Annotated in this window: 15 protein-coding genes and 1 pseudogene; 9 read left to right on the top strand and 7 right to left on the bottom strand. The window is 65.3% G+C overall.

Annotated elements, in window-relative coordinates; all coding sequences use genetic code 11:
• Window positions 1-161 precede the first annotated feature (161 nt).
• From ACVOMF_RS07820 to pdxH, 4 genes are read right to left on the bottom strand one after another with little or no spacing between them, the layout of a single operon-like run.
• Entirely contained in the window at window positions 162-965 is an 804-nt protein-coding gene (locus ACVOMF_RS07820; protein ID WP_481508791.1) for a cobalamin-binding protein, read from the bottom strand.
• Complete coding sequence (locus ACVOMF_RS07815; protein ID WP_481508770.1) at window positions 965-1,309, bottom strand: YqfO family protein; 345 nt, start codon at window positions 1,307-1,309, stop codon at window positions 965-967. The genes ACVOMF_RS07820 and ACVOMF_RS07815 overlap by 1 nt, the downstream gene beginning before the upstream one ends.
• Entirely contained in the window at window positions 1,309-1,770 is a 462-nt protein-coding gene (aac(6'), locus tag ACVOMF_RS07810) for an aminoglycoside 6'-N-acetyltransferase (protein ID WP_481508769.1), read from the bottom strand. Before aac(6') ends, ACVOMF_RS07815 begins: the two co-directional genes overlap by 1 nt.
• Entirely contained in the window at window positions 1,767-2,366 is a 600-nt protein-coding gene (gene pdxH / locus ACVOMF_RS07805) for a pyridoxamine 5'-phosphate oxidase (RefSeq protein ID WP_481508768.1), read from the bottom strand. Before pdxH ends, aac(6') begins: the two co-directional genes overlap by 4 nt.
• Window positions 2,367-2,408: 42 nt before the next feature.
• Here pdxH and ACVOMF_RS07800 point away from each other — a divergent pair, with 42 nt between their 5' ends.
• On the top strand, window positions 2,409-3,242 hold the full coding sequence (locus ACVOMF_RS07800) for a kinase (protein ID WP_481508767.1): 834 nt from the start codon (window positions 2,409-2,411) through the stop codon (window positions 3,240-3,242).
• A 128-nt stretch (window positions 3,243-3,370) separates the two neighbouring features.
• Here the strand turns inward: ACVOMF_RS07800 and ACVOMF_RS07795 are convergent, their stop codons facing one another.
• Window positions 3,371-3,574 (bottom strand): dodecin family protein, encoded by a 204-nt coding sequence (locus tag ACVOMF_RS07795; RefSeq protein ID WP_282265844.1) that lies wholly within the window; start codon window positions 3,572-3,574, stop codon window positions 3,371-3,373.
• Window positions 3,575-3,673: 99 nt separating this feature from the next.
• On the opposite strand from ACVOMF_RS07795, the pseudogene ACVOMF_RS07790 reads away from it, so the two are divergent.
• From ACVOMF_RS07790 to mdtD, 5 genes and pseudogenes are all read left to right on the top strand, one after another.
• A pseudogene (locus ACVOMF_RS07790) lies at window positions 3,674-4,198 on the top strand (shikimate kinase); the annotation flags it as partial.
• Window positions 4,199-4,213: 15 nt separating this feature from the next.
• On the top strand, window positions 4,214-5,323 hold the full coding sequence (aroB, locus tag ACVOMF_RS07785; protein WP_481508790.1) for a 3-dehydroquinate synthase: 1,110 nt from the start codon (window positions 4,214-4,216) through the stop codon (window positions 5,321-5,323).
• A 283-nt stretch (window positions 5,324-5,606) separates the two neighbouring features.
• On the top strand, window positions 5,607-5,858 hold the full coding sequence (locus ACVOMF_RS07780) for a WGR domain-containing protein (RefSeq protein ID WP_293716036.1): 252 nt from the start codon (window positions 5,607-5,609) through the stop codon (window positions 5,856-5,858).
• A 62-nt stretch (window positions 5,859-5,920) separates the two neighbouring features.
• Window positions 5,921-6,994 (top strand): uroporphyrinogen decarboxylase, encoded by a 1,074-nt coding sequence (gene hemE, locus ACVOMF_RS07775; protein ID WP_481508766.1) that lies wholly within the window; start codon window positions 5,921-5,923, stop codon window positions 6,992-6,994.
• A 232-nt stretch (window positions 6,995-7,226) separates the two neighbouring features.
• The gene (gene mdtD, locus ACVOMF_RS07770; protein ID WP_481508765.1) at window positions 7,227-8,648 is read left to right on the top strand and encodes a multidrug transporter subunit MdtD; all 1,422 of its coding nucleotides are present in this window, start codon (window positions 7,227-7,229) and stop codon (window positions 8,646-8,648) included.
• A gap of 9 nt (window positions 8,649-8,657) precedes the next feature.
• Here mdtD and ACVOMF_RS07765 read toward each other — a convergent pair whose 3' ends face one another.
• Window positions 8,658-12,209 carry a hybrid sensor histidine kinase/response regulator gene (locus ACVOMF_RS07765; RefSeq protein WP_481508764.1) on the bottom strand — a complete coding sequence of 1,184 codons (3,552 nt, stop codon included), beginning with the start codon at window positions 12,207-12,209 and terminating at the stop codon, window positions 8,658-8,660.
• Window positions 12,210-12,255: 46 nt separating this feature from the next.
• Window positions 12,256-15,792, bottom strand: a complete 3,537-nt coding sequence (locus ACVOMF_RS07760) for a hybrid sensor histidine kinase/response regulator (RefSeq protein ID WP_481508763.1) — start codon at window positions 15,790-15,792, stop codon at window positions 12,256-12,258.
• 183 nt (window positions 15,793-15,975) lie between these two features.
• On the opposite strand from ACVOMF_RS07760, the gene ACVOMF_RS07755 reads away from it, so the two are divergent.
• From ACVOMF_RS07755 to ACVOMF_RS07745, 3 genes are read left to right on the top strand one after another with little or no spacing between them, the layout of a single operon-like run.
• On the top strand, window positions 15,976-16,662 hold the full coding sequence (locus ACVOMF_RS07755) for a YceI family protein (protein WP_481508762.1): 687 nt from the start codon (window positions 15,976-15,978) through the stop codon (window positions 16,660-16,662).
• Entirely contained in the window at window positions 16,659-17,237 is a 579-nt protein-coding gene (locus tag ACVOMF_RS07750) for a cytochrome b (RefSeq protein ID WP_481508761.1), read from the top strand. Before ACVOMF_RS07755 ends, ACVOMF_RS07750 begins: the two co-directional genes overlap by 4 nt.
• Window positions 17,234-17,806, top strand: a complete 573-nt coding sequence (locus tag ACVOMF_RS07745; protein ID WP_481508760.1) for a YceI family protein — start codon at window positions 17,234-17,236, stop codon at window positions 17,804-17,806. The genes ACVOMF_RS07750 and ACVOMF_RS07745 overlap by 4 nt, the downstream gene beginning before the upstream one ends.
• Window positions 17,807-17,993: the final 187 nt, after the last annotated feature.

The raw sequence follows: 17,993 nt of genomic DNA, 5'->3' as shown, positions 1-17,993 counted from the left end.
GCTTTTACCCCCCCTTTTTGCGTAGCAAAGGGGGTGAAGAAGGCCTGCTTGCGCGCCACTGGCGCGCGGCCTGATGAACGACCGAAGGCTATGCCTTCGGGCCGGGCGGGTTGGGGAGGGGTAAGCTTTTACGGCCCCTCTCGCATTGCCAGCTTCGCGGCTTACGCCGCTCCCACAACACGCGAGGACCACTGATTGATGATCTGCGCAATCGCCTGCACGCCATCGGTCAAGGCCGCCGGCCCGGGCTGCAGGATCAGCGGTGACTTGATCTCGTGCAACTCGCCATCGCGCACCGCGTTGATCGCCTCCCAACCCGGTCGCGCAGCCACCCGCTCCGGACGGAACTTCTTGCCGCACCATGAGCCGATGATGATGTCCGGATTGCGCGCAACCACCGGGTCGCCGTTGGCGAGGATGCGCGCCTTGGCCAGCGGCTCGCGCGACAACTCCGGAAACACGTCGATGCCGCCGGCGATTTCCACCAGCTCCGCACCCCATTGGATGCCGGTGATGATGGGCTCATCCCATTCCTCGACATAGACGCGCGGGCGCTGCGGCAGCTTTGCCGCCTGCCCGGCAATTGCATCCAATCCCCGCTGCAGTTCGTCCGCATAGGCATTGGCGCGCGTGGTCACACCGACCAATCCACCCAGCCGGCGGATGTAATCAATGATGCCGGCCACACTACGGTGGTTGGCAATCCACACTTCCACACCGTTGCGTATCAACTCGGCAGCGATATCGGCCTGGATGTCGGAGAAACCAATCGCCAGGTCGGGCTTCAGCTTGAGGATCTCGCCGACCTTGGCGCTGGTGAAGGCGCTGACCTTGGGCTTGTCGCGGCGTGCCTCGGGCGGTCGCACGGTGAAGCCACTGATGCCGACGATACGGTCCTGCTCGCCCAATGCGTAAAGCGTTTCGGTCGGCTCTTCGGTCAGGCAGACAATGCGGCGCGGGCCAATCATGGTGCGGCGAACTCCGTTGTATCGACGAATACGGCAGGGCTGTTCCAGGGATGATTGGCGGCAATGCCATCATCCAGAATCCGTTGCAACCGCTGCGAGTCACGCGGAATGCAGAACTCCAGTCGCACCGTGGACGCGCGCACCAACTCGCCCGCCCCACCAATGGCGCTCTGCGTACCTTGCAGCACACGGAACTGCTCCTGCCCCGGTGCCGACTCCCACATGCCGTGTACGTAGCCTCCGGCAGCCAGATCGTCCACTGCAAGGATGCCCTGCTTCAGCGCCTCCAGCTGCGCCGGCGGCACGAATACGGTGACCCTGTAGATCGGATACAGCTGCATCAGCCAATCGCCTGCAGTGGCATGTGGTAGTAGACAACGCGCTCGGTTTCGGTGAAGCCGCACGCCTCGTGCGCCACCTGCGCCGATACATTCGCCAAGCCCGAATCCGATGCCAGCTCGGTACAGCCCTGATCACGCGCCCATTGCGCCACAGCATCAATCAACAAGCGCCCAAGGCCACTACCGCGTGCCGATGCATGCACAACCCAGCCTTCCAGAAAGCCAACCGGAGAGCTGTCGGTACCGTTGACATACTCATGGCGGACACTTGCTTCAGCCATGCCCAGAACCCGCCCATCGGCCGCGCAGACGAGCAGGCAGGTGCTACCTGCCGATTCGGTCAAATCCAGCAGGTCAACCAGTTCTGTTTCGCTGTCTGGCCACAGTTCCAGGCGCAGCTCGGCCCAGTCCTGCCAATCCCCGGCTTGGGCACGCCGCACACTGCAGCCAGCGTTGTTCACGGGAACAACATCCGCTTGCTCCACTCCCCCGCCGCATCGGCCTCGTAGCACCAGCGCTCATGCAGACGGAAGTCCGCGCCGTACCAGAACTCGATGCGCCGCGGCACCACACGCACCCCGCCCCAGCCATCTGGACGCGGCACATCGCGGCCTTCAAAACGTGTCTCGAAGTTGGCCAGGCGCTGCTCGAACTCCTCGCGCGACGCCAATGGCTGCGACTGCACCGAGGCCCAGGCGCCAATCTGGCTCATGCGCGGGCGGCTGGCGAAGTAGGCATCGGATTCGGCAGCCGATACCAGCTGAGCATCACCTTCGATCCGCACCTGGATGCCAGCCTCGCGCAGGCTGCGCCACAGGAACAACAGCGCCGTTGCCCGATTGTCGTGCAGCTCGCGGCCCTTGCGGCTGTCCAGGTGGGTATAGAACACAAAGCCGCGTTCGTCGAAGGCCTTCAGCAACACCGTGCGCGCCGACGGGCGGCCATCAATGTCAGCGGTAGCAACCGTCATCGCGGTGGCATCGATCTCCTTGCCAGCCTTCGCCTCTTCAAACAATGCGGCGAAAGTCGAAAGCGCTTCTGCGTAAAGATTGGTCATGGTCCTGCTTCGTAGGGCACGTGTTTGGGCTATTGTGGCGGCATGTCCCCCGTTCCGCACAGTTTTTCCCAACGCCGCTTTGCGCCGGCACTGGTCGCACAGGCGTTGGACGATGCGCTGGCCAGTACCAACGGCACGCCGGTACTGGCAATCAGTGGTGTGCAAGGCAGTGGCAAATCCACGCTGGCCGCGCAGATCGTGGATCTGGCGCGCACGCGCGGCCTGTGCGCGGCGGCGGTGTCCATCGACGACACCTACCTGACCCGCGCGCAACGGCAACGGCTTGCTGATCGCGTGCACCCCTTGCTCGCAACGCGTGGGCCGCCGGGCACGCATGACCTGGCACTGGCGATGGCCACGCTGGATGCGGCCAAGGCCGGGCAAGGCTTCCTGCTGCCGCGCTTTGACAAGCTCGCCGATGAGCGGGTGCCGGAAGCACAGTGGAAGAAGATCGAGCAACCGCTGGACCTGCTGGTGTTCGAGGGCTGGTTCCTGGGCACGCCGGCAGAAGCCGACGATGCGCTGCAGGTGCCCTTGAACGCACTGGAACGCGAGGCCGATGCCGACGGCCGCTGGCGGCGCTGGTGCAACCAGTCACTGGCTGAGCACTACCCTGGCTTGTGGCAGCGTTTTGACCGGCTGTGGATGCTGCAACCGCCAAGCTTCGCCGTGGTCCCGCAGTGGCGCTGGCAACAGGAGCAGGCGCTGCAGCAGGCATCACCTGGCCGCAGCAGCATGACAAGGCCGCAGCTGGAGCGTTTCGTGCAGTTCTACGAGCGCATCAGCCGGCAGGCGCTGCGCACCCTGCCCGGCATCGCCGACCGGGTCATTGCGCTGGATGCGCAACGGCAACCGTTGGCCAATACAGCGGGCTGAGGCAGCCGCGCAAACTGCACGACGACCGCCTCAGCCAAACGGTTCGACAGCGCCGCCACCGCCGAACCGATGCAGAGGCGCGCCCAGCTTGATCAGCAGGCGCCCACCACGCGATTACTGCAGCAGCATCACTGCACCAGGAACGTGATCCGCAGATTGACCCGCCACTCGGTGACGTTGCCGTCACCGTCGGTGACAACCTTGGTTTCGTTGATCCACGCGCCCTGGATGCCCTTGACCGTCTCGGCCACCTTCTTGATGCCGCTACGCACCGCATCCTCGATGCTGGTCTTGGAGGACGCGTTGACTTCAATGATTTTCGCCACTGACATGTCCAACTCCTTGGTTGCACCACGAACCATTCGTGGAGCTGCCGAGCTTGGCTGCTACCGTGTTAAGGCACTGACACGAGGTGCTAGCATCTTCCAACAATGAATCCCGCCCCCAATCTCATTCTGGTCGGCCCCATGGGCGCCGGCAAAACCAGCATCGGCCGTCGCCTGGCCGAGCGTTTCGGGCTGGTCTTCGTGGATGCCGACCAAGCCATCGTCGACGACGTGGGCTCCAGCATTCCGGCCATTTTCGAGAACGTCGGCGAAGCCGGTTTCCGTGCCCACGAAAAACGGGTCCTCTCCTGTCTGCTGGACGGCAGTGGCCAGCTGATCTCGACCGGCGGCGGCAGCGTGCTCGACCCTGAGAACCGTGAGCGTATCCGCGCTCGGGGTTTCGTGGTCTACCTGCGGGTCAGCGTGGCCTCACAGCTGGCCCGCCTGCACCGCGACAAGACCCGGCCGCTGCTGCAGCGAGAGGACCGCGAACAGGTGCTGCACGCCATGGCCGAGCTCCGCGACCCGCTGTACCGCGAGGTGGCCGACCTGATCATCGATACCGACCTTTACACCCCCGCCGACGCCACCGCGCACACCGTGACCCGGCTTGCCGCGCAATGGAAGATCCTGGAACCGACCCGCATGACCGCCCCCACCCGCACCGTCGCCGTCGGCGGCGAACACCCCTACCAGATCCATATCGGCCCGGGCCTGCTGTCCAAGGCCGAAACGCTGGTCAGCACCATCCGTGGCCGCCATGTACTGCTGGTCAGCGACGACACTGTCGCACCGCTGTACCTGAGCCAGGTGCAGACCGCGCTGCTGGCCGCCCGCCCCGATCTGAAGATCGGCCAGCACATCATCCCGGCCGGCGAGGCCTCCAAAACCCTGGACAATTTCAGCGGCGCGATCAACGCGCTGGCAAGCCTCGGCGCTACCCGCGACGCCTGCGTACTGGCGCTGGGCGGCGGCGTAGTGGGCGACCTGGCCGGCTTTGCCGCGGCCTGCTGGATGCGCGGCGTGGACTGCGTGCAATTGCCCACCACGTTGTTGTCGATGGTCGACTCCTCGGTCGGCGGCAAGACCGCGGTGGACATCCCGCAGGGCAAGAACCTGGTTGGCGCCTTCCATCCGCCGCGTGCGGTGATTGCCGACACCGCCGCCCTGCGCAGCCTGCCGCTGCGCGAGCTGCGCGCCGGACTGGCGGAAGTGATCAAGTACGGTGCCATCCGCGACCCGCTGTTCTTCCAGTGGCTGCAGGCCGAACGCGAAGCCCTGCTGGCCGGTGACGACAGCGCCCTGGCCCAGGCCATCGCCCGCAGCTGCGAGCACAAGGCCGAGATCGTCGCCCGCGATCCGCTGGAAAAGGGCGAGCGTGCCCTGCTCAACCTCGGCCACACCTTTGGCCATGCCATCGAGACCGCACAGGGTTACGGCGCGCCGGGCAACGACAACCTCAACCATGGCGAGGCGGTGGCGGTAGGCATGGTGCTGGCAGCGCAGTTGTCGGCCGCACTGGGCATGGCCGATGCGGCCGATACCGAGGTCCTGCGCGAACTGCTGCAGGCCTACGGCCTGCCAACCCGCATCCCCGCCGGCCTGGATGCCGAGGCGCTGCTGGGGCATATGCGGCTGGACAAGAAGAACATCGCCGGCCGCCTGCGGCTGGTGCTCTGGCGCGGCATCGGCAAGGCCGAGGTGGTGCCGGATGTGGATGAGGCGGCAGTGTTGGCGGTGCTGCGGCAGGGCTGAGCGGCAATGCTTGAAACCCCTCTCCCCACGGGGTGAAAGGGGCAGCTTGCGAACCACTGGTTCGCTGCCCATTGAACGACCTTGCGCTGGCGCAAGGGCCGGGGGCGTGTAGCGGGGGTTGGGGTGAGGGTCCGGGCGAAGCCTGATGGCGTCAAAAGAGCATGGGGCTTCGCCCGCACCCTCATCCGCCCTTCGGGCACCTTCTCCCACAGGGAGAAGGATGGCGCGGGCTTCACCCGCCCAAAACCAGCCCAAAACCCGCACAACGGCTACAATCGCCGCCATGCGCGTCCTACTGCAACAGCCGCCCAGCGGCAATGAAGCCCCCCGCTACGTTCAACTGTCCCTGGTGCCGGATCTGCTCGGCGGCTGGGAGTTGCTGCGTGAAAGCGGCCAGACCGGTGGCCGCATCCAGCTGCGCCGCGAGCTGTTCCTGCAGCACGACGAGGCCGTGCATGCCTTCGAGAAGGCCCGCGACGGCCAGATCAAGAAAGGCTTCCAGGTGATGTTCACCGCCGGCCAGCCCGCGCCCTGATTCCCGCATTTCCGGCAGGTGCGCCGCAGCGCGCCTGTGGTTCCTACCCCCAGGAGTTCCATGTGACCAGCCCACTTCGCAACGACCGCTTCCTGCGCGCCCTGCGCCGCGAGCCCGTGGACTACACCCCCGTCTGGTTGATGCGCCAGGCCGGCCGCTACCTGCCGGAGTACCGCGCCACCCGCGCCCGCGCCGGCAGCTTCCTGGGCATGGCCAAGAACCCGGAAGTTGCCTGCGAAGTGACCCTGCAGCCACTGGAGCGCTTTGACCTGGATGCCGCCATCCTGTTCTCGGACATCCTCACCGTGCCCGATGCGATGGGCCTGGGCCTGTATTTCGTCGACGGCGAAGGCCCCAAGTTCAAGCATCCGGTGCGTGATGCCGCCGCGGTCGCCAAGCTGGCGGTGCCGGACATGGAAACCGAACTGCGCTACGTGATGGACGCCGTGCGCCTGATCCGCCGCGAGCTGGACGGCAAGGTGCCGCTGATCGGTTTCTCCGGCAGCCCGTGGACGCTGGCCTGCTACATGATCGAAGGCGGCGGCAGCAAGGATTTCGCCCGTATCAAGGCAATGGCGCTGAACGAGCCCAAGGCCCTGCACCAGTTGCTGGAGGTGGTGACCGATGCGGTCATCGCCTACCTGTCGGCACAGCGCGCGGCCGGTGCGCAGGCCCTGCAGGTGTTCGACACCTGGGGCGGCGTGCTGGGCCCGGCGATGTACCGCGAGTTCTCGCTGCGTTACCTCAACCGCATCGCCAGCGAACTCAAGCGCGGCGAAGGCGCCGAGCGCACCCCGCTGATCCTGTTCGGCAAGGGCACCGGCCAGTACGTGACCGAGCTCGCCGCCAGCGGTGCAGAAGGCGTGGGCGTGGACTGGACCATCACCCTGGAAGACGCCGCCCGTGCCGCCGCTGGCAAGGTCGCGCTGCAGGGCAACCTGGACCCGACCACGCTGTACGGCTCGCCGGAGGCGATCAGCCGCGAAGTCGGCAAGGTGCTGGACAGCTATGCCGCCGGCAATGGCGGCTCGCGCGAAGGCCATGTGTTCAACCTGGGCCACGGCATGTCGCCGGACATGAACCCCGAGCACGTCGCCGTGCTGGTGGATGCGGTGCATCGCCTCAGCCGCCGCTGAGGCAAAAGCTCACCTGTAGTGCCGAGCCATGCTCGGCAGTGGCACTGCACGTACGCCGGGCGCTACTAGTAAAGCCCCTGCCGAGCATGGCTCGGCACTACAGGGCCGGATGCTGCGGGTAAGGCCTCAGCCGAGCATGGCTCGGCTCTACAGCCGGCCCCGGCGTCACATGCGCGGCATCTGCACACGCATCGGAGGACAATAAGCGCCTGCTCCAGCGCGAGTCGTCTTGATGCCCCCAGCTCCCCCCATCCCGCAGCCCGCCAGTTCCGCCCAGAAGCCGCTGCTATGGCTGGTGTCGCTGGCCATCTTCATGCAGATGCTGGACTCGACCATCGTCAACACGGCCTTGCCGGCGATGGCGCGCAGCCTGGGCGAGAGCCCGCTGCAGATGCAGTCGGTGGTGTTCAGCTATGCGCTGGCGGTGGCCACTTTCATCCCCGCATCGGGCTGGATCGCCGACCGCTTCGGCACCCGCCGCACCTTCCTCGCCGCAATCGTGTTGTTCACCCTGGGCTCGCTGGCCTGCGCGCTGTCACCCACGCTGCAATGGCTGGTGGCCTCGCGCGTGCTGCAGGGCATCGGCGGCGCGATGTTGCTGCCGGTCGGTCGCCTCGCGGTGATGCGTTCGGTGCCGCGCGAACAATTCCTGTCGGCGATGAGCTTCATCGCCATCCCCGCCCTGATCGGCCCGCTGCTGGGCCCCACCCTCGGCGGTTGGCTGGTGGAAGTTGCCTCCTGGCATTGGATCTTCCTGATCAACCTGCCGATCGGGGTCATCGGCTTCATCGCCGCGCTGAAAATCATGCCCGACCACTACGGCCAACGGAACCAGCGCTTCGACCTGGCCGGCTACCTGATGCTGGCGTTCGGCATGATCGCCTTGTCGCTGGCGCTGGATGGCGTCTCGGCGCTCAATTCGGCACATGCACTGGTACTGCTGCTGGCGGTGGTCGGCATCGCTGCGCTGGCCGGCTATTGGCTGCATGCGGCCAGCACCAGCAATGCACTGTTTCCGCTGAGCCTGTTCAAGGTGATCAGCTTCCGAATTGGCATCCTTGGCAATCTGTTCTCGCGCATCGGCAGCGGTGCGATGCCGTTGTTGATCCCGTTGCTGCTGCAGGTCGGCATGGGCCTGAGTCCGATGACCGCCGGCATGATGATGATTCCGGTGGCGCTGTCGGGCATGGCTGCCAAGCGTGCGGCCGTCAGCCTGGTGGAGCGCTTTGGCTACCGCCGCATCCTGATGATAAACACGGTCTGCGTCGGCCTGGCGATGGCGAGCTTCGCGTTGATCACCGCCGAGCAACCACTGTGGTTGCGGCTGACCCAGCTGGCGATCTTCGGCGCGGTCAACTCGATGCAGTTCACCGTCATGAATACCGTAACCCTGCGCGATCTGGACACGCACCAGGCCAGCAGCGGCAATAGCTTGTTGTCGATGGTGATGATGCTCGCCACCGGTTTTGGCGCGGCCACCGCTGGCAGCCTGCTGGCAGCTTTTGGCGACCATTTGAGCGGCCACGGCGCGACCGCCGCGCTACACGCCACCTTCCTCTGCGTCGGTGCGATCACACTCAGCTCGACGCTGGTGTTCTGGCAACTGCCCGACAACCGCCCGCATCCGCGGGCGGTGGAAGAAGTTGCCGAGTAAACCCGCCCTTCAGTCCGGCGCAGCCTGCTGCCTGCGTTGCGCCTCCAATACGCCGGTGATGGCCTCCAGCAACATCTGTGCGGTCACCGGCTTGCGCAGGAAGTCGGCAAAGCCGGCCTCGCGCGCCAGCGGTTCGGCCTCGGCATCGGAGCGCGCGGTCACCGCGATCAATGGCATGTCGTAGCCCATTGCCTTCAACTGCCGCGCGAGCCCGAAGCCATCGATGCCGGGCAGGTCCAGATCCAGCAAGGCCACGTCGAACTCATGGTTGGACAGTTCCGCCAATGCCGCCAGGCCATGCGCGGCATGCACCGCGCTATGCCCGTGCACCTCCAGCAGGCCGCGGATCACCGCAGCAATGGTCGGGTCATCCTCAACCAGCAACACCCGCTGCGCTGGCAGGTTCATCCAGGCACCACCGGCGGCATCATCATCCATCGAGGTCGGCGGCACCTCCCAGGCCAGCGGCAGGTCAACGATGAAACAGGTGCCCTCGCCCAGGTTGCTTTCCACATCGATGCTCCCGCCCATCGCTACGCTCAACTCATTGCAGATGGCCAAGCCCAGGCCGCTGCCGCCGTAGCGCGCGGCGGTGCGTGCACCATCGGCCTGTTCAAAGCGGCGGAACAGACGTTGCTGCTGCTCGGCGCTGATACCTGGGCCGGTGTCACTGACCTCGAAACGCACACCCTCGCCGCCGTCCTGCAGGCGTACACGCAGACTTACCGAACCATGGCTGGTGAACTTGATTGCATTGCCAAGCAGATTGAGCAGTATCTGCCGCAACCGCATCACATCGCCGATCAGACGCGTCCGTGGCGCAGCCGCGTTGTCGAACTCGAATGCCAGCCCGCGCCGTTGTGCCAGCGGTTCCATCAGGCCGCGCACGTCTTCCAGCAACTGTCGCAGCTCCAAGGGCTGGTTCTGCAGTTCCAGCCGTCCGGCTTCGATGCGGGCAAGATCCAGCGCATCGTTGACCAGTCGCAACAGGTGTTCGCCCGCGCGGCGGATCGATTGCGTATAGCCGCGTTGGCGCTCATCCAGCGGTGTTGCCAACAACAGTTCGCTCATACCTAGCACGCCGGTCATCGGTGTGCGCACCTCATGGCCGAGCGTTGCCAGGAACCGGGTCTTGGCCAGAGACGCCTGTTCGGCCAGCTCCTGTTTGTGGCGGGCCAACTGCCATTCGTTGCGGCGGCGCAGACGCCGCTGGTACAGCCAGGCGCCGCCCAGGATCAGGGCTACAGCGAGCACGATGAAGGTCATCACCCCGGCCGGACTGCGTGCCCACGGCGGCTGCACGCGGAAGGCCAGGGTCTGCACCGGCGACCAGACGTTATCCGAGGTGGCTGCCTGGATTTCCAGCTGATAGCGCCCCGGTGGCAGCCGCGAGAATACGCGGTCGCCGGACGCGCCCACGTCCACCCAGTCCGGGTCATAGCCGGCCAGACGGAAGCGATAGGTATTGGTAGCCGAGTCGGCGAAGGACAGCAGGCGTGCAGCGATCCGCAGGTCACGGTCGCCGTCGAGAATCTGCAAGGGCGACTCCAGCGTGATATCGCGTTCCTTGTCACCACGGCGCACGCTGACACGCTCGATGATCAGCGGCGGTCGCCGGGTAGATGGCTTCACCTGGGCCGGATCGAACAACACCACGCCATCGGGCGTGCCGCCAGCCAGCTGACCGCTGCGTGCCTGCACCAGCGATCGGCGGCGGAACTCCTGCCCCGGCAAGCCATCGTGCACGCCATACATGCGCACCGAACGGTTGGCCGGATCGATGCGGATCAGACCGCGCGCACTGATCGCCCAGGCCACGCCTTCGGCGTCCGCCAGCAGGCCGGTCGCAGCCAGCATCGGAAAGCCCTGCTCGACGCCGACGCGATCAAGCAAGGTCATGCGCTGCCCATCCCACAGATAGCGATCCATGCGCCCGAGACCGGCAATCCACGCCACACCCGTATCGGTGACATGGAAGGTGGAGACACGCCCGGCTGGCCCGCCCGGCACCGGCGCGAAGCGCCCACGCTGCGACTGCCAGGCATGCAGGCCGGTGCCTGTCGCCAACCACAGCTGATCACCCGGGCCACACTGCATGTCTTCGATCAATGCTTCGGGCACGCCCGCTTGCCCTGGTTTCAGCTGCAGCAGCACGTGACCAACGGCATCGCGCTGCTGCATGCCGCCGTCTTCGGAATAGATCCAGATCCGGCCGCCATCACAACTGCGCACGATATCGGCATCACCCAGCATCGCAGCGTCCTTGCCATCATTGCTATGCCAGCGCTGCACGCTGCCGTCACTCGGGTCGTAGCGCACCAAGGCGTCCAGACTGCCTATCCAGACCTTGCCGTGTGCATCTTCAACCAACGACTGCGGCCAGTTCTTGCCATCGATCGCCTGCAGATGGTGCTGCACTTCGCCGGTGCCGGGGTCGAGCCGATCCAATGCGCCACGCGTACCCACCACCCAGATACCGCCGGAGGCCGATGGCGCCAGGGCCAATGCATAGGGATTGCGCAGCGAGGAAGGATCATCCAGATGCCGCGACAACACCGAGAACTGCCGCCAGCTCGGTGGCAGATGCCATAAGCCGGCGTTGGTGCTGGCAAACCACAGCCCGCCTTCGCGGTCCTCGTAGGCGCTGGACCAGTTGGGTTTGACGATCCCCCGTTCCTGCGCGCTGTACAAGGGCACATTGCGCACCACATTACTGCGGATGCGGCCCAGCCCGGAACGGGTATCCAGCCAGTAACTGCCGTCGGTCGAATATTGCAGCATGTTGAACACATCGCCGGGTGCCGCCCCTGTCCAACTGGCCGCTTCGAAGCGGCCGTCGGCATGGCGCTGGACCACGCCTTCGTTGGTGGCCACCCACAGCCGGCCTTGTCTATCCACCTTCAGGCCGTTGATACGTGGCGACGGCAGCAGCGCATTGCTGACCCGGTCGAAGCCGGCGCCATTCCAACGCGCCAAGCCGCCTTTGGTACCCACCCAGAGACTGCCATCGGGCGTCACAGCCATGTAGGTGACCGCCGCCGCCGGCAAGCTGTGTTCGTCACCGGCTATCGGCATGAAGCGGCGGATATTGCCGTCCGGATCCAGCCGGTGCAGGCCACCGGTGGCGGTACCAAACCACACGCTGCCATCGGGCGTGGAGGCGATGGCCCAGATCGTATTGCTGCCGATCTGCGGATGGGTCTGCTGGTCGAAGAAGGTGAACTTGAGCCGGTCCGGCGACAGCATCACCAGCCCGGCGTTCTGTGTGCCAATCCACAACCGGTTGCTTTTATCAGCGTGCAAACTCCACACCACGTTGTCGCGCAGCCCGTTCTCCGCGCGCCAGATGCGGTAATTGCGGCCGTCATAGCGGGCAAGACCGTCACGACTGGCCAGCCACAGGTAGCCGGTGAGGTCTTCGGCAAAGGCATTGATGTTGCTGGAAGGCAGGCCATCGGCCACGGTCAACTGCCGTGGCTGCGGCGTTGCAGGCACTTCGGCAAGCGCCGTCGCTGACACCAGCAGCAGTCCGCTCAGCAACATCCCTGCAAACCATTTCATCAAACCCAGCCTCCTGCCGCGCCTTCCGGCGCGTTTGTGATGGTCCCTATTGTGCCTGTCCGGGTGCCATCGCCACCGCATCAGCAATCGCATCGACCAACATCTGTCCTGTTACCGGCTTACGCAGGAACCCCGTCATACCCGCAGCGCGGGCCAATTGTTCGGCCTGCGCGTCGGCGCGCGCGGTCACCGCGATCAACGGGAAGCGGTGGCCGGACCCGCGCAGCTGATCGGCCAGCGCAATGCCATCCAACGCTGGCAGATCCAGGTCCAGCAGACCCACATCGAATGCCTGATCGCCCACCTCGGCCAATGCAGCCAGGCCATGCGGTGCGTGTGTCACCTGATGGCCGCGCGCGGTCAGCAGACCGCTGATCACCTGGGCCACGGTCGGATCGTCCTCAACCAGCAGTATTTTCAGTGGCCGCAGCCCGACCGCTGGCTCGGCAGCAGCAGCCCCGCCACTGCTCGAGTGCTGCCATGGCAACGGCACTTCAAGCACAAAGCGCGCGCCTTCACCCAGGCGGCTCTCCACGCGGATGCTGCCGCCCAGCGCTATCGCCAGTTCCTGGCAGATCGCCAGGCCCAGACCACTGCCGCCGTAGCGCGATGCAGTGCGGTTACCGTCAGCCTGCTCAAAACGCTGGAACAAACGGCCCTGCTGCTCGGCACTGATGCCAGGCCCGGTGTCACTGACACTCAGGCAGATACCGCCATGCCCCGGCAGCAGCTGCACACCCATCGCGACCTTGCCGCGCTCGGTGAACTTGATTGCATTGCCCAGCAGGTTCATCAGGATCTGCCGCAGGCGCATGGCATCACCCATCACCATCACCGGCGTTGCAAACGGCGCGGCAGCCTCGAACACCAGCCCGCGACGCTCGGCCATCGGTGCCATCAAGGCGCTGACTTCCTGCAGCAGGCGCCCGAGGTCGAACGGACGGTTGTCGAGTTCCAGCTTGCCTGCCTCGATACGCGCCAGATCCAGTGCGTCATTGACCAAAGCCAGCAGATGCGTGCCAGCCTGCTGGATCGCACCTGCAAAGCGTTGTTGGCGTTCATCGAGATCGGTACCCAGCAACAACTCGCTCATGCCCAATACGCCGGTCAACGGTGTGCGTACTTCGTGACCCAAGGTTGCCAGGAAGCGTGTTTTGGCCTGTGAGGCCTGTTCGGCCAATTCCTGCTTGTGCAGCGCCAACTGCCATTCATTGCGCCGCCGTTCACGCCGCTGGTAAGCAAGCACAGCCGCCGCCGCCAGCAAACCGAGCAACATCGCCCATGCCGCCAGTGCCCAGTTGCTGCGCCACCACGGTGGTGCGACCTCGATCTGCAATGTCTGCGGTGGAGTCCACGGACCGTCAGCCGCTGCGCCTTGCACCTGCATCAGGTAGCTGCCGGCAGGCAGGCGCGATACCAGGCGTTCACCATCACTGCCCAGATCCACCCAGTTCTGGTCGTAGCCTTCGATCTGGACACGAAAACGATGCCGCGCAGGATCAACATAGGACAGCAGGCGTCCGGTCACCCGTAGATCGCGGTCTTGTGGACCTAGGTGAATCAATGCTCCCTTCAGCCGCTGCTCGCGTGCAGCATCGTCGCGACGCACGCCTATCGACTCGATTACCAGCTGCGAGCCCACCGGTGCGGCGATCTTTGCATCGGGATTGAAACTGAGCAGGCCGGTGGCAGACACCGCCAATGCGCGGCCGCAGCCAGCATGCGACGGTGGCCGTGCCGTGAATTCGGTATCGGTGAGGCCGTCACCTTCCTCCAGCACCCGCACCCGTGCCGCGCCCGGCTGCCACCACAGCAGCCCACGCGTCGTGGTTGCCCACAACTGACCACTGCAGCCAACTACCAGCCCCCCGATCGCTACCGCGGGCACGCCTTCATCAGCACTCAAGCGCTGCAGCAGGGAAAACCCATTCGCGTCATGACCGTAGTGTTCCAGCGCGCCATCACGTGCCACCCAGGCGCTGCCATCGGCCAGGAACACAAGGTCATAGACCATCCCCGCCGATACACCCGGCACGGTGACGAAACGCTTGCCGTCGAAACGCTGCACACCAGCACCGCCAACCAGCCACAGGCTGCCATCGGTGCCCTGCCGCAGTTGTTCCACCAGTTTTTCCGGCAAACCGGAGGCCGTGCCCTGCGGGTAGGCCGCCAGCAGGCGACCATCGGCCGCACGGTGCTGCAAACCGTAATCGATGATGGACAGCCACATGCTGCCATCGGCCGCCAGCCGCATCAGATCGGCACGATTGGTCGGATCGTCGCCGATCCCAAAATCGATCCGGCGCACCTGGCCATCCGAGGGCCGATAGAGCGTTACTCCGCCCGCACGCCCCAACCAGATCACCCCATCGCTGCCGCGCTGCACCGACCAGATGCTGCCCTGGCCCAGTTGGGTGTCGTTGGCCAGCTGTGACAGCTTGCCCGCTGCATCCAATTGGTACAGGCCGTGGCCGCCGACCACCAGAAAACCATTGCCATCGGCGGCCGAATTGATCAGGTACAGGCTCTCCAGCGACTTGCCATCGAGCTGGTAGTGGCTGGAGAACCGTGACCAATCCGGGCGCAGATAGGCCATACCCTGGGTCAACATGGCGGTCCAGATGCCGCCTTCATGATCCTGCAGCAGATCCAGCACACCGCTGTTGGCGGTCAGGAAGCCACTGCCGCCATCACCTTCCAGCAACTGCAGATTGCGCGCATCGCCGCGGTACAGCCCGGCGGAACTGCCCATCCAATAGCGCCCATCACGGTCGTGCAGGACCATGGCTGCGCGCGCCTGCGCCGCCTGCGGCCATGGCGCGGCTGACACCGTGCCGTCGTCGAGCACCCGGTACAGACCGGCATCGGTGCCCGCCCATATGCCTCCATCACGGTCGCCACTCAGGCGGATCACATCCTTGTCTTCGAGCAGTGGCGAACGCACAGCCGCAAAGCCGGCCCCGGGCCGCCAGCGTACAAGGCCACTGGTGGTACCCACCCACATGCTGCCGTCCTTGCCGGGCAGCATGGCGTAGATGGTGTCATCCGGCAGGCTGCGCGGATCGTCGGGCTGGTGCTGGTAACGGCTGATCCGTCCATCGGCATGCATCAGGCAGATACCGCTGCCACTGGTCCCCACCCACAGGTCGCTGCCCTGCATGGCCAGCGCCCATACCTGATGTCTGCAGATCGCCTCCAGCTCGGCGAAGCGGGTGAAGCGCTGGCGGTTGGCATCCAGCATCGCCAGCCCGGCACCGTTTGCACCTACCCAGACCCGGTCCTGCGCATCGATCAGCATCGTTTCCAAGGTGTTGCCCGGCAACGAGCCCGACACCTGCGGGTCGTGTCGCCATACCCGCAACTGGGTACCGTCGTAGCGTGCAAGGCCGTCATCGGTGGCTGCCCAGACGTAGCCGTGGCGATCCTGGCCCAGCGCAAGCACGGTCCGCGACGGCAGTCCTTCGGCCACACCCAGACGCCGCATGCGCGGTGTCTCGGCCAGATCCAGCGCTGCCGCCCAGCACGGCCACAACAATAGCAGCGCAAGTACGGCCAGCGGTACACCCCGAAAAATCCTTTTCATCAACGCCCGACACTCCCCATCGCAACCCGCTTGCATCAACCGCCAACCGTCACGACTTTAGCGCCGCCCCCGGCCACGGGCAAAGTCACCGGAACCGGCTACGTAACAAACCGTTGCGCAATATGCGCACAAACCATCACCTGCATCCGCCTAGAATCCCCTATCCCGACCTGGAGCCGGACCTTGCTGCCACGCCTGCTACTGCTGATCTGCGGCCTGCTGTCCTTTGCCGCCAATGCTGCCAACGAGCGCTACCGGCTCGACCCAGTGCATACCCGGGTGCTGTTCGCCATCGAGCATGCCGGCTTTTCGCATGCGCTGGGTACGGTATCCGGCAGCGAGGGCGTACTCGACTTCGACCCGCAGGACTGGGCCAATGCCAGGCTCGACGTCGCCGTGCCGGTCACCCGCCTGGACCTGGGCGATGACAAATGGAACCAGGCCACGCTGGCGCGCAACCTGCTCGATGGCGAGCGCTTCCCGCAGGCACGCTTTGTTTCCAGCCGGGTAGAGCCGGTTGATGCCACCCACGCCCGCGTATTCGGCCAATTGACATTGCGCGGGGTCAGCCGTGAAGTCGCGCTCGACGTCACCCTCAATGCACTCAAACGCCACCCGCTGCCGCCGTTCCGGCGTACCGCCGGATTCTCGGCAACCACCACACTCAGCCGCGCCGACTTTGGCATCAGCGCCTGGCCGTCGGTGATCGGCGACAAGGTCGAGCTGCGCATCGAGGCCGAAGCCGTACGCGATGCCGCTGCCGAAGCACCGCCTGCCACCACCGAACCGACACCCACGCCGGACAGCAGCCTTCAAGACGCCGCCGACGCGGCCCTGAAATCAGCAACAGAGACGGAAAATCACCCATGAGCCTTGAAAACACCGCGCAACGCTGGGGCAGCCTCAGCAAAAGCCTGCACTGGCTGATCGCCGTGCTGATCCTGGCCCTCGGCATCGTCGGCCTGACCATGGGCGAGTTCCCGAAGACGCCGAAGTACTTCTGGATCTACACAATGCACAAGTCCATCGGCATCACCGTACTGGTGCTGGTGGTGGTTCGCCTGGCGTGGCGTCTGTATGCCGGCGCGCCGGAACCGGTGCCCGGCACCCCGAGCTGGCAGGAACGGATTGCCTCGGCCACGCATTGGCTGCTGTACGTACTGATGTTCGCCATCCCGCTGTCGGGCTGGTTGTACGACTCGGCCAGTGGCCTGCGTCCGTTCAAGCTGTTCGGGCTGGTCGAAATGCCCAAGCTGGTTGCCCCCAGCGAGCAGGCCAGCCAGTTCTCCCATGCCATCCACGAGTGGGGCTTCTGGGCGTTGATCCTGCTGGTACTGGCGCATGCCGGTGCCGCGTTCTATCACCACATTCATCTACGCGATGCCACGCTGGCACGCATGCTGCCGCAAGGCTGGCTCAACCTTCCGCAAAAGGATTCCGCATGAACATCAAGCTCAGCTCCCCCGCCGCTGTTGCCGCCGCCCTGGCCGGCATGCTCGCCGTCGCCCCGGCCATGGCCGCCGACTACCAGCAAGCGCCGGGCGCCGGCTCCATCCTGGTGTTTGCCACCAAATATGACGGTGAAGTGTTCACCGGCAGCTTCCCCGGCTTCCAGACCCAGGTCAGCTTTGACCCGGCCAATCCGGCTGCCGGCAAACTGGACGTGACCATCCCGCTGGTTGGTGCCAAGAGCGGCAATACCGATCGCGACTCCACCCTGCAGGGCGCGGATTTCTTCAACGTCGCACAGTTCGCCCAGGCCCGTTACACCGCCAATGGCTTCCGCGCCTTGGGCAACAACCAGTACGCCGCCGACGGCACGCTGGAGCTGCGCGGCGTCAGCAAGCCGGTGACGCTGACCTTCACTTGGGCAGCGGGCGCGCAGCCGGTGCTGACCGGCAAGGCCACGGTCAAGCGCCTGGACTTCGGCGTGGGCGGTGGCGATTGGGCCGACACCAAGACCATTCCGAACGAAACGGCGATCAGCACCATCGTCAAGCTAAACGCCAAGTAAAAGCTGTCCTCACCCCACCCCCCGCTCCGCGCCCCGGCCCTTGCGCTGGCACAAAGGCGTTCGATGGGCAGCGAACCGGTGGTTCGCAAGCTGCCCCTCTCACCCCGCAGGCGGGAGAGGGGCATGCAGTGCCCGGCCCACAAAAGGAAAGGCAAATAAAATGAAACCCCCACCCACCAAAGCAAAG

Source organism: Stenotrophomonas sp. STEN022 (assembly GCF_056760155.1).
Note: the sequence above shows the minus strand (reverse complement) of the source record. Positions and strands in the feature narration are given on the sequence as shown.

Bases quoted from the DNA above. Each gene is read 5' to 3' on its own strand.
- ACVOMF_RS07815 (WP_481508770.1), bottom strand. From the start codon at position 1,309: ATGCAGCTGTATCCGATCTACAGGGTCACCGTATTCGTGCCGCCGGCG.
- pdxH (WP_481508768.1), bottom strand. From the start codon at position 2,366: ATGACCAATCTTTACGCAGAAGCGCTTTCGACTTTCGCCGCATTGTTT.
- ACVOMF_RS07800 (WP_481508767.1), top strand. From the start codon at position 2,409: ATGTCCCCCGTTCCGCACAGTTTTTCCCAACGCCGCTTTGCGCCGGCA.
- ACVOMF_RS07795 (WP_282265844.1), bottom strand. From the start codon at position 3,574: ATGTCAGTGGCGAAAATCATTGAAGTCAACGCGTCCTCCAAGACCAGC.
- aroB (WP_481508790.1), top strand. From the start codon at position 4,214: ATGACCGCCCCCACCCGCACCGTCGCCGTCGGCGGCGAACACCCCTAC.
- ACVOMF_RS07780 (WP_293716036.1), top strand. From the start codon at position 5,607: ATGCGCGTCCTACTGCAACAGCCGCCCAGCGGCAATGAAGCCCCCCGC.
- mdtD (WP_481508765.1), top strand. From the start codon at position 7,227: ATGCCCCCAGCTCCCCCCATCCCGCAGCCCGCCAGTTCCGCCCAGAAG.
- ACVOMF_RS07765 (WP_481508764.1), bottom strand. From the start codon at position 12,209: ATGAAATGGTTTGCAGGGATGTTGCTGAGCGGACTGCTGCTGGTGTCA.
- ACVOMF_RS07760 (WP_481508763.1), bottom strand. From the start codon at position 15,792: ATGAAAAGGATTTTTCGGGGTGTACCGCTGGCCGTACTTGCGCTGCTA.
- ACVOMF_RS07750 (WP_481508761.1), top strand. From the start codon at position 16,659: ATGAGCCTTGAAAACACCGCGCAACGCTGGGGCAGCCTCAGCAAAAGC.
- ACVOMF_RS07745 (WP_481508760.1), top strand. From the start codon at position 17,234: ATGAACATCAAGCTCAGCTCCCCCGCCGCTGTTGCCGCCGCCCTGGCC.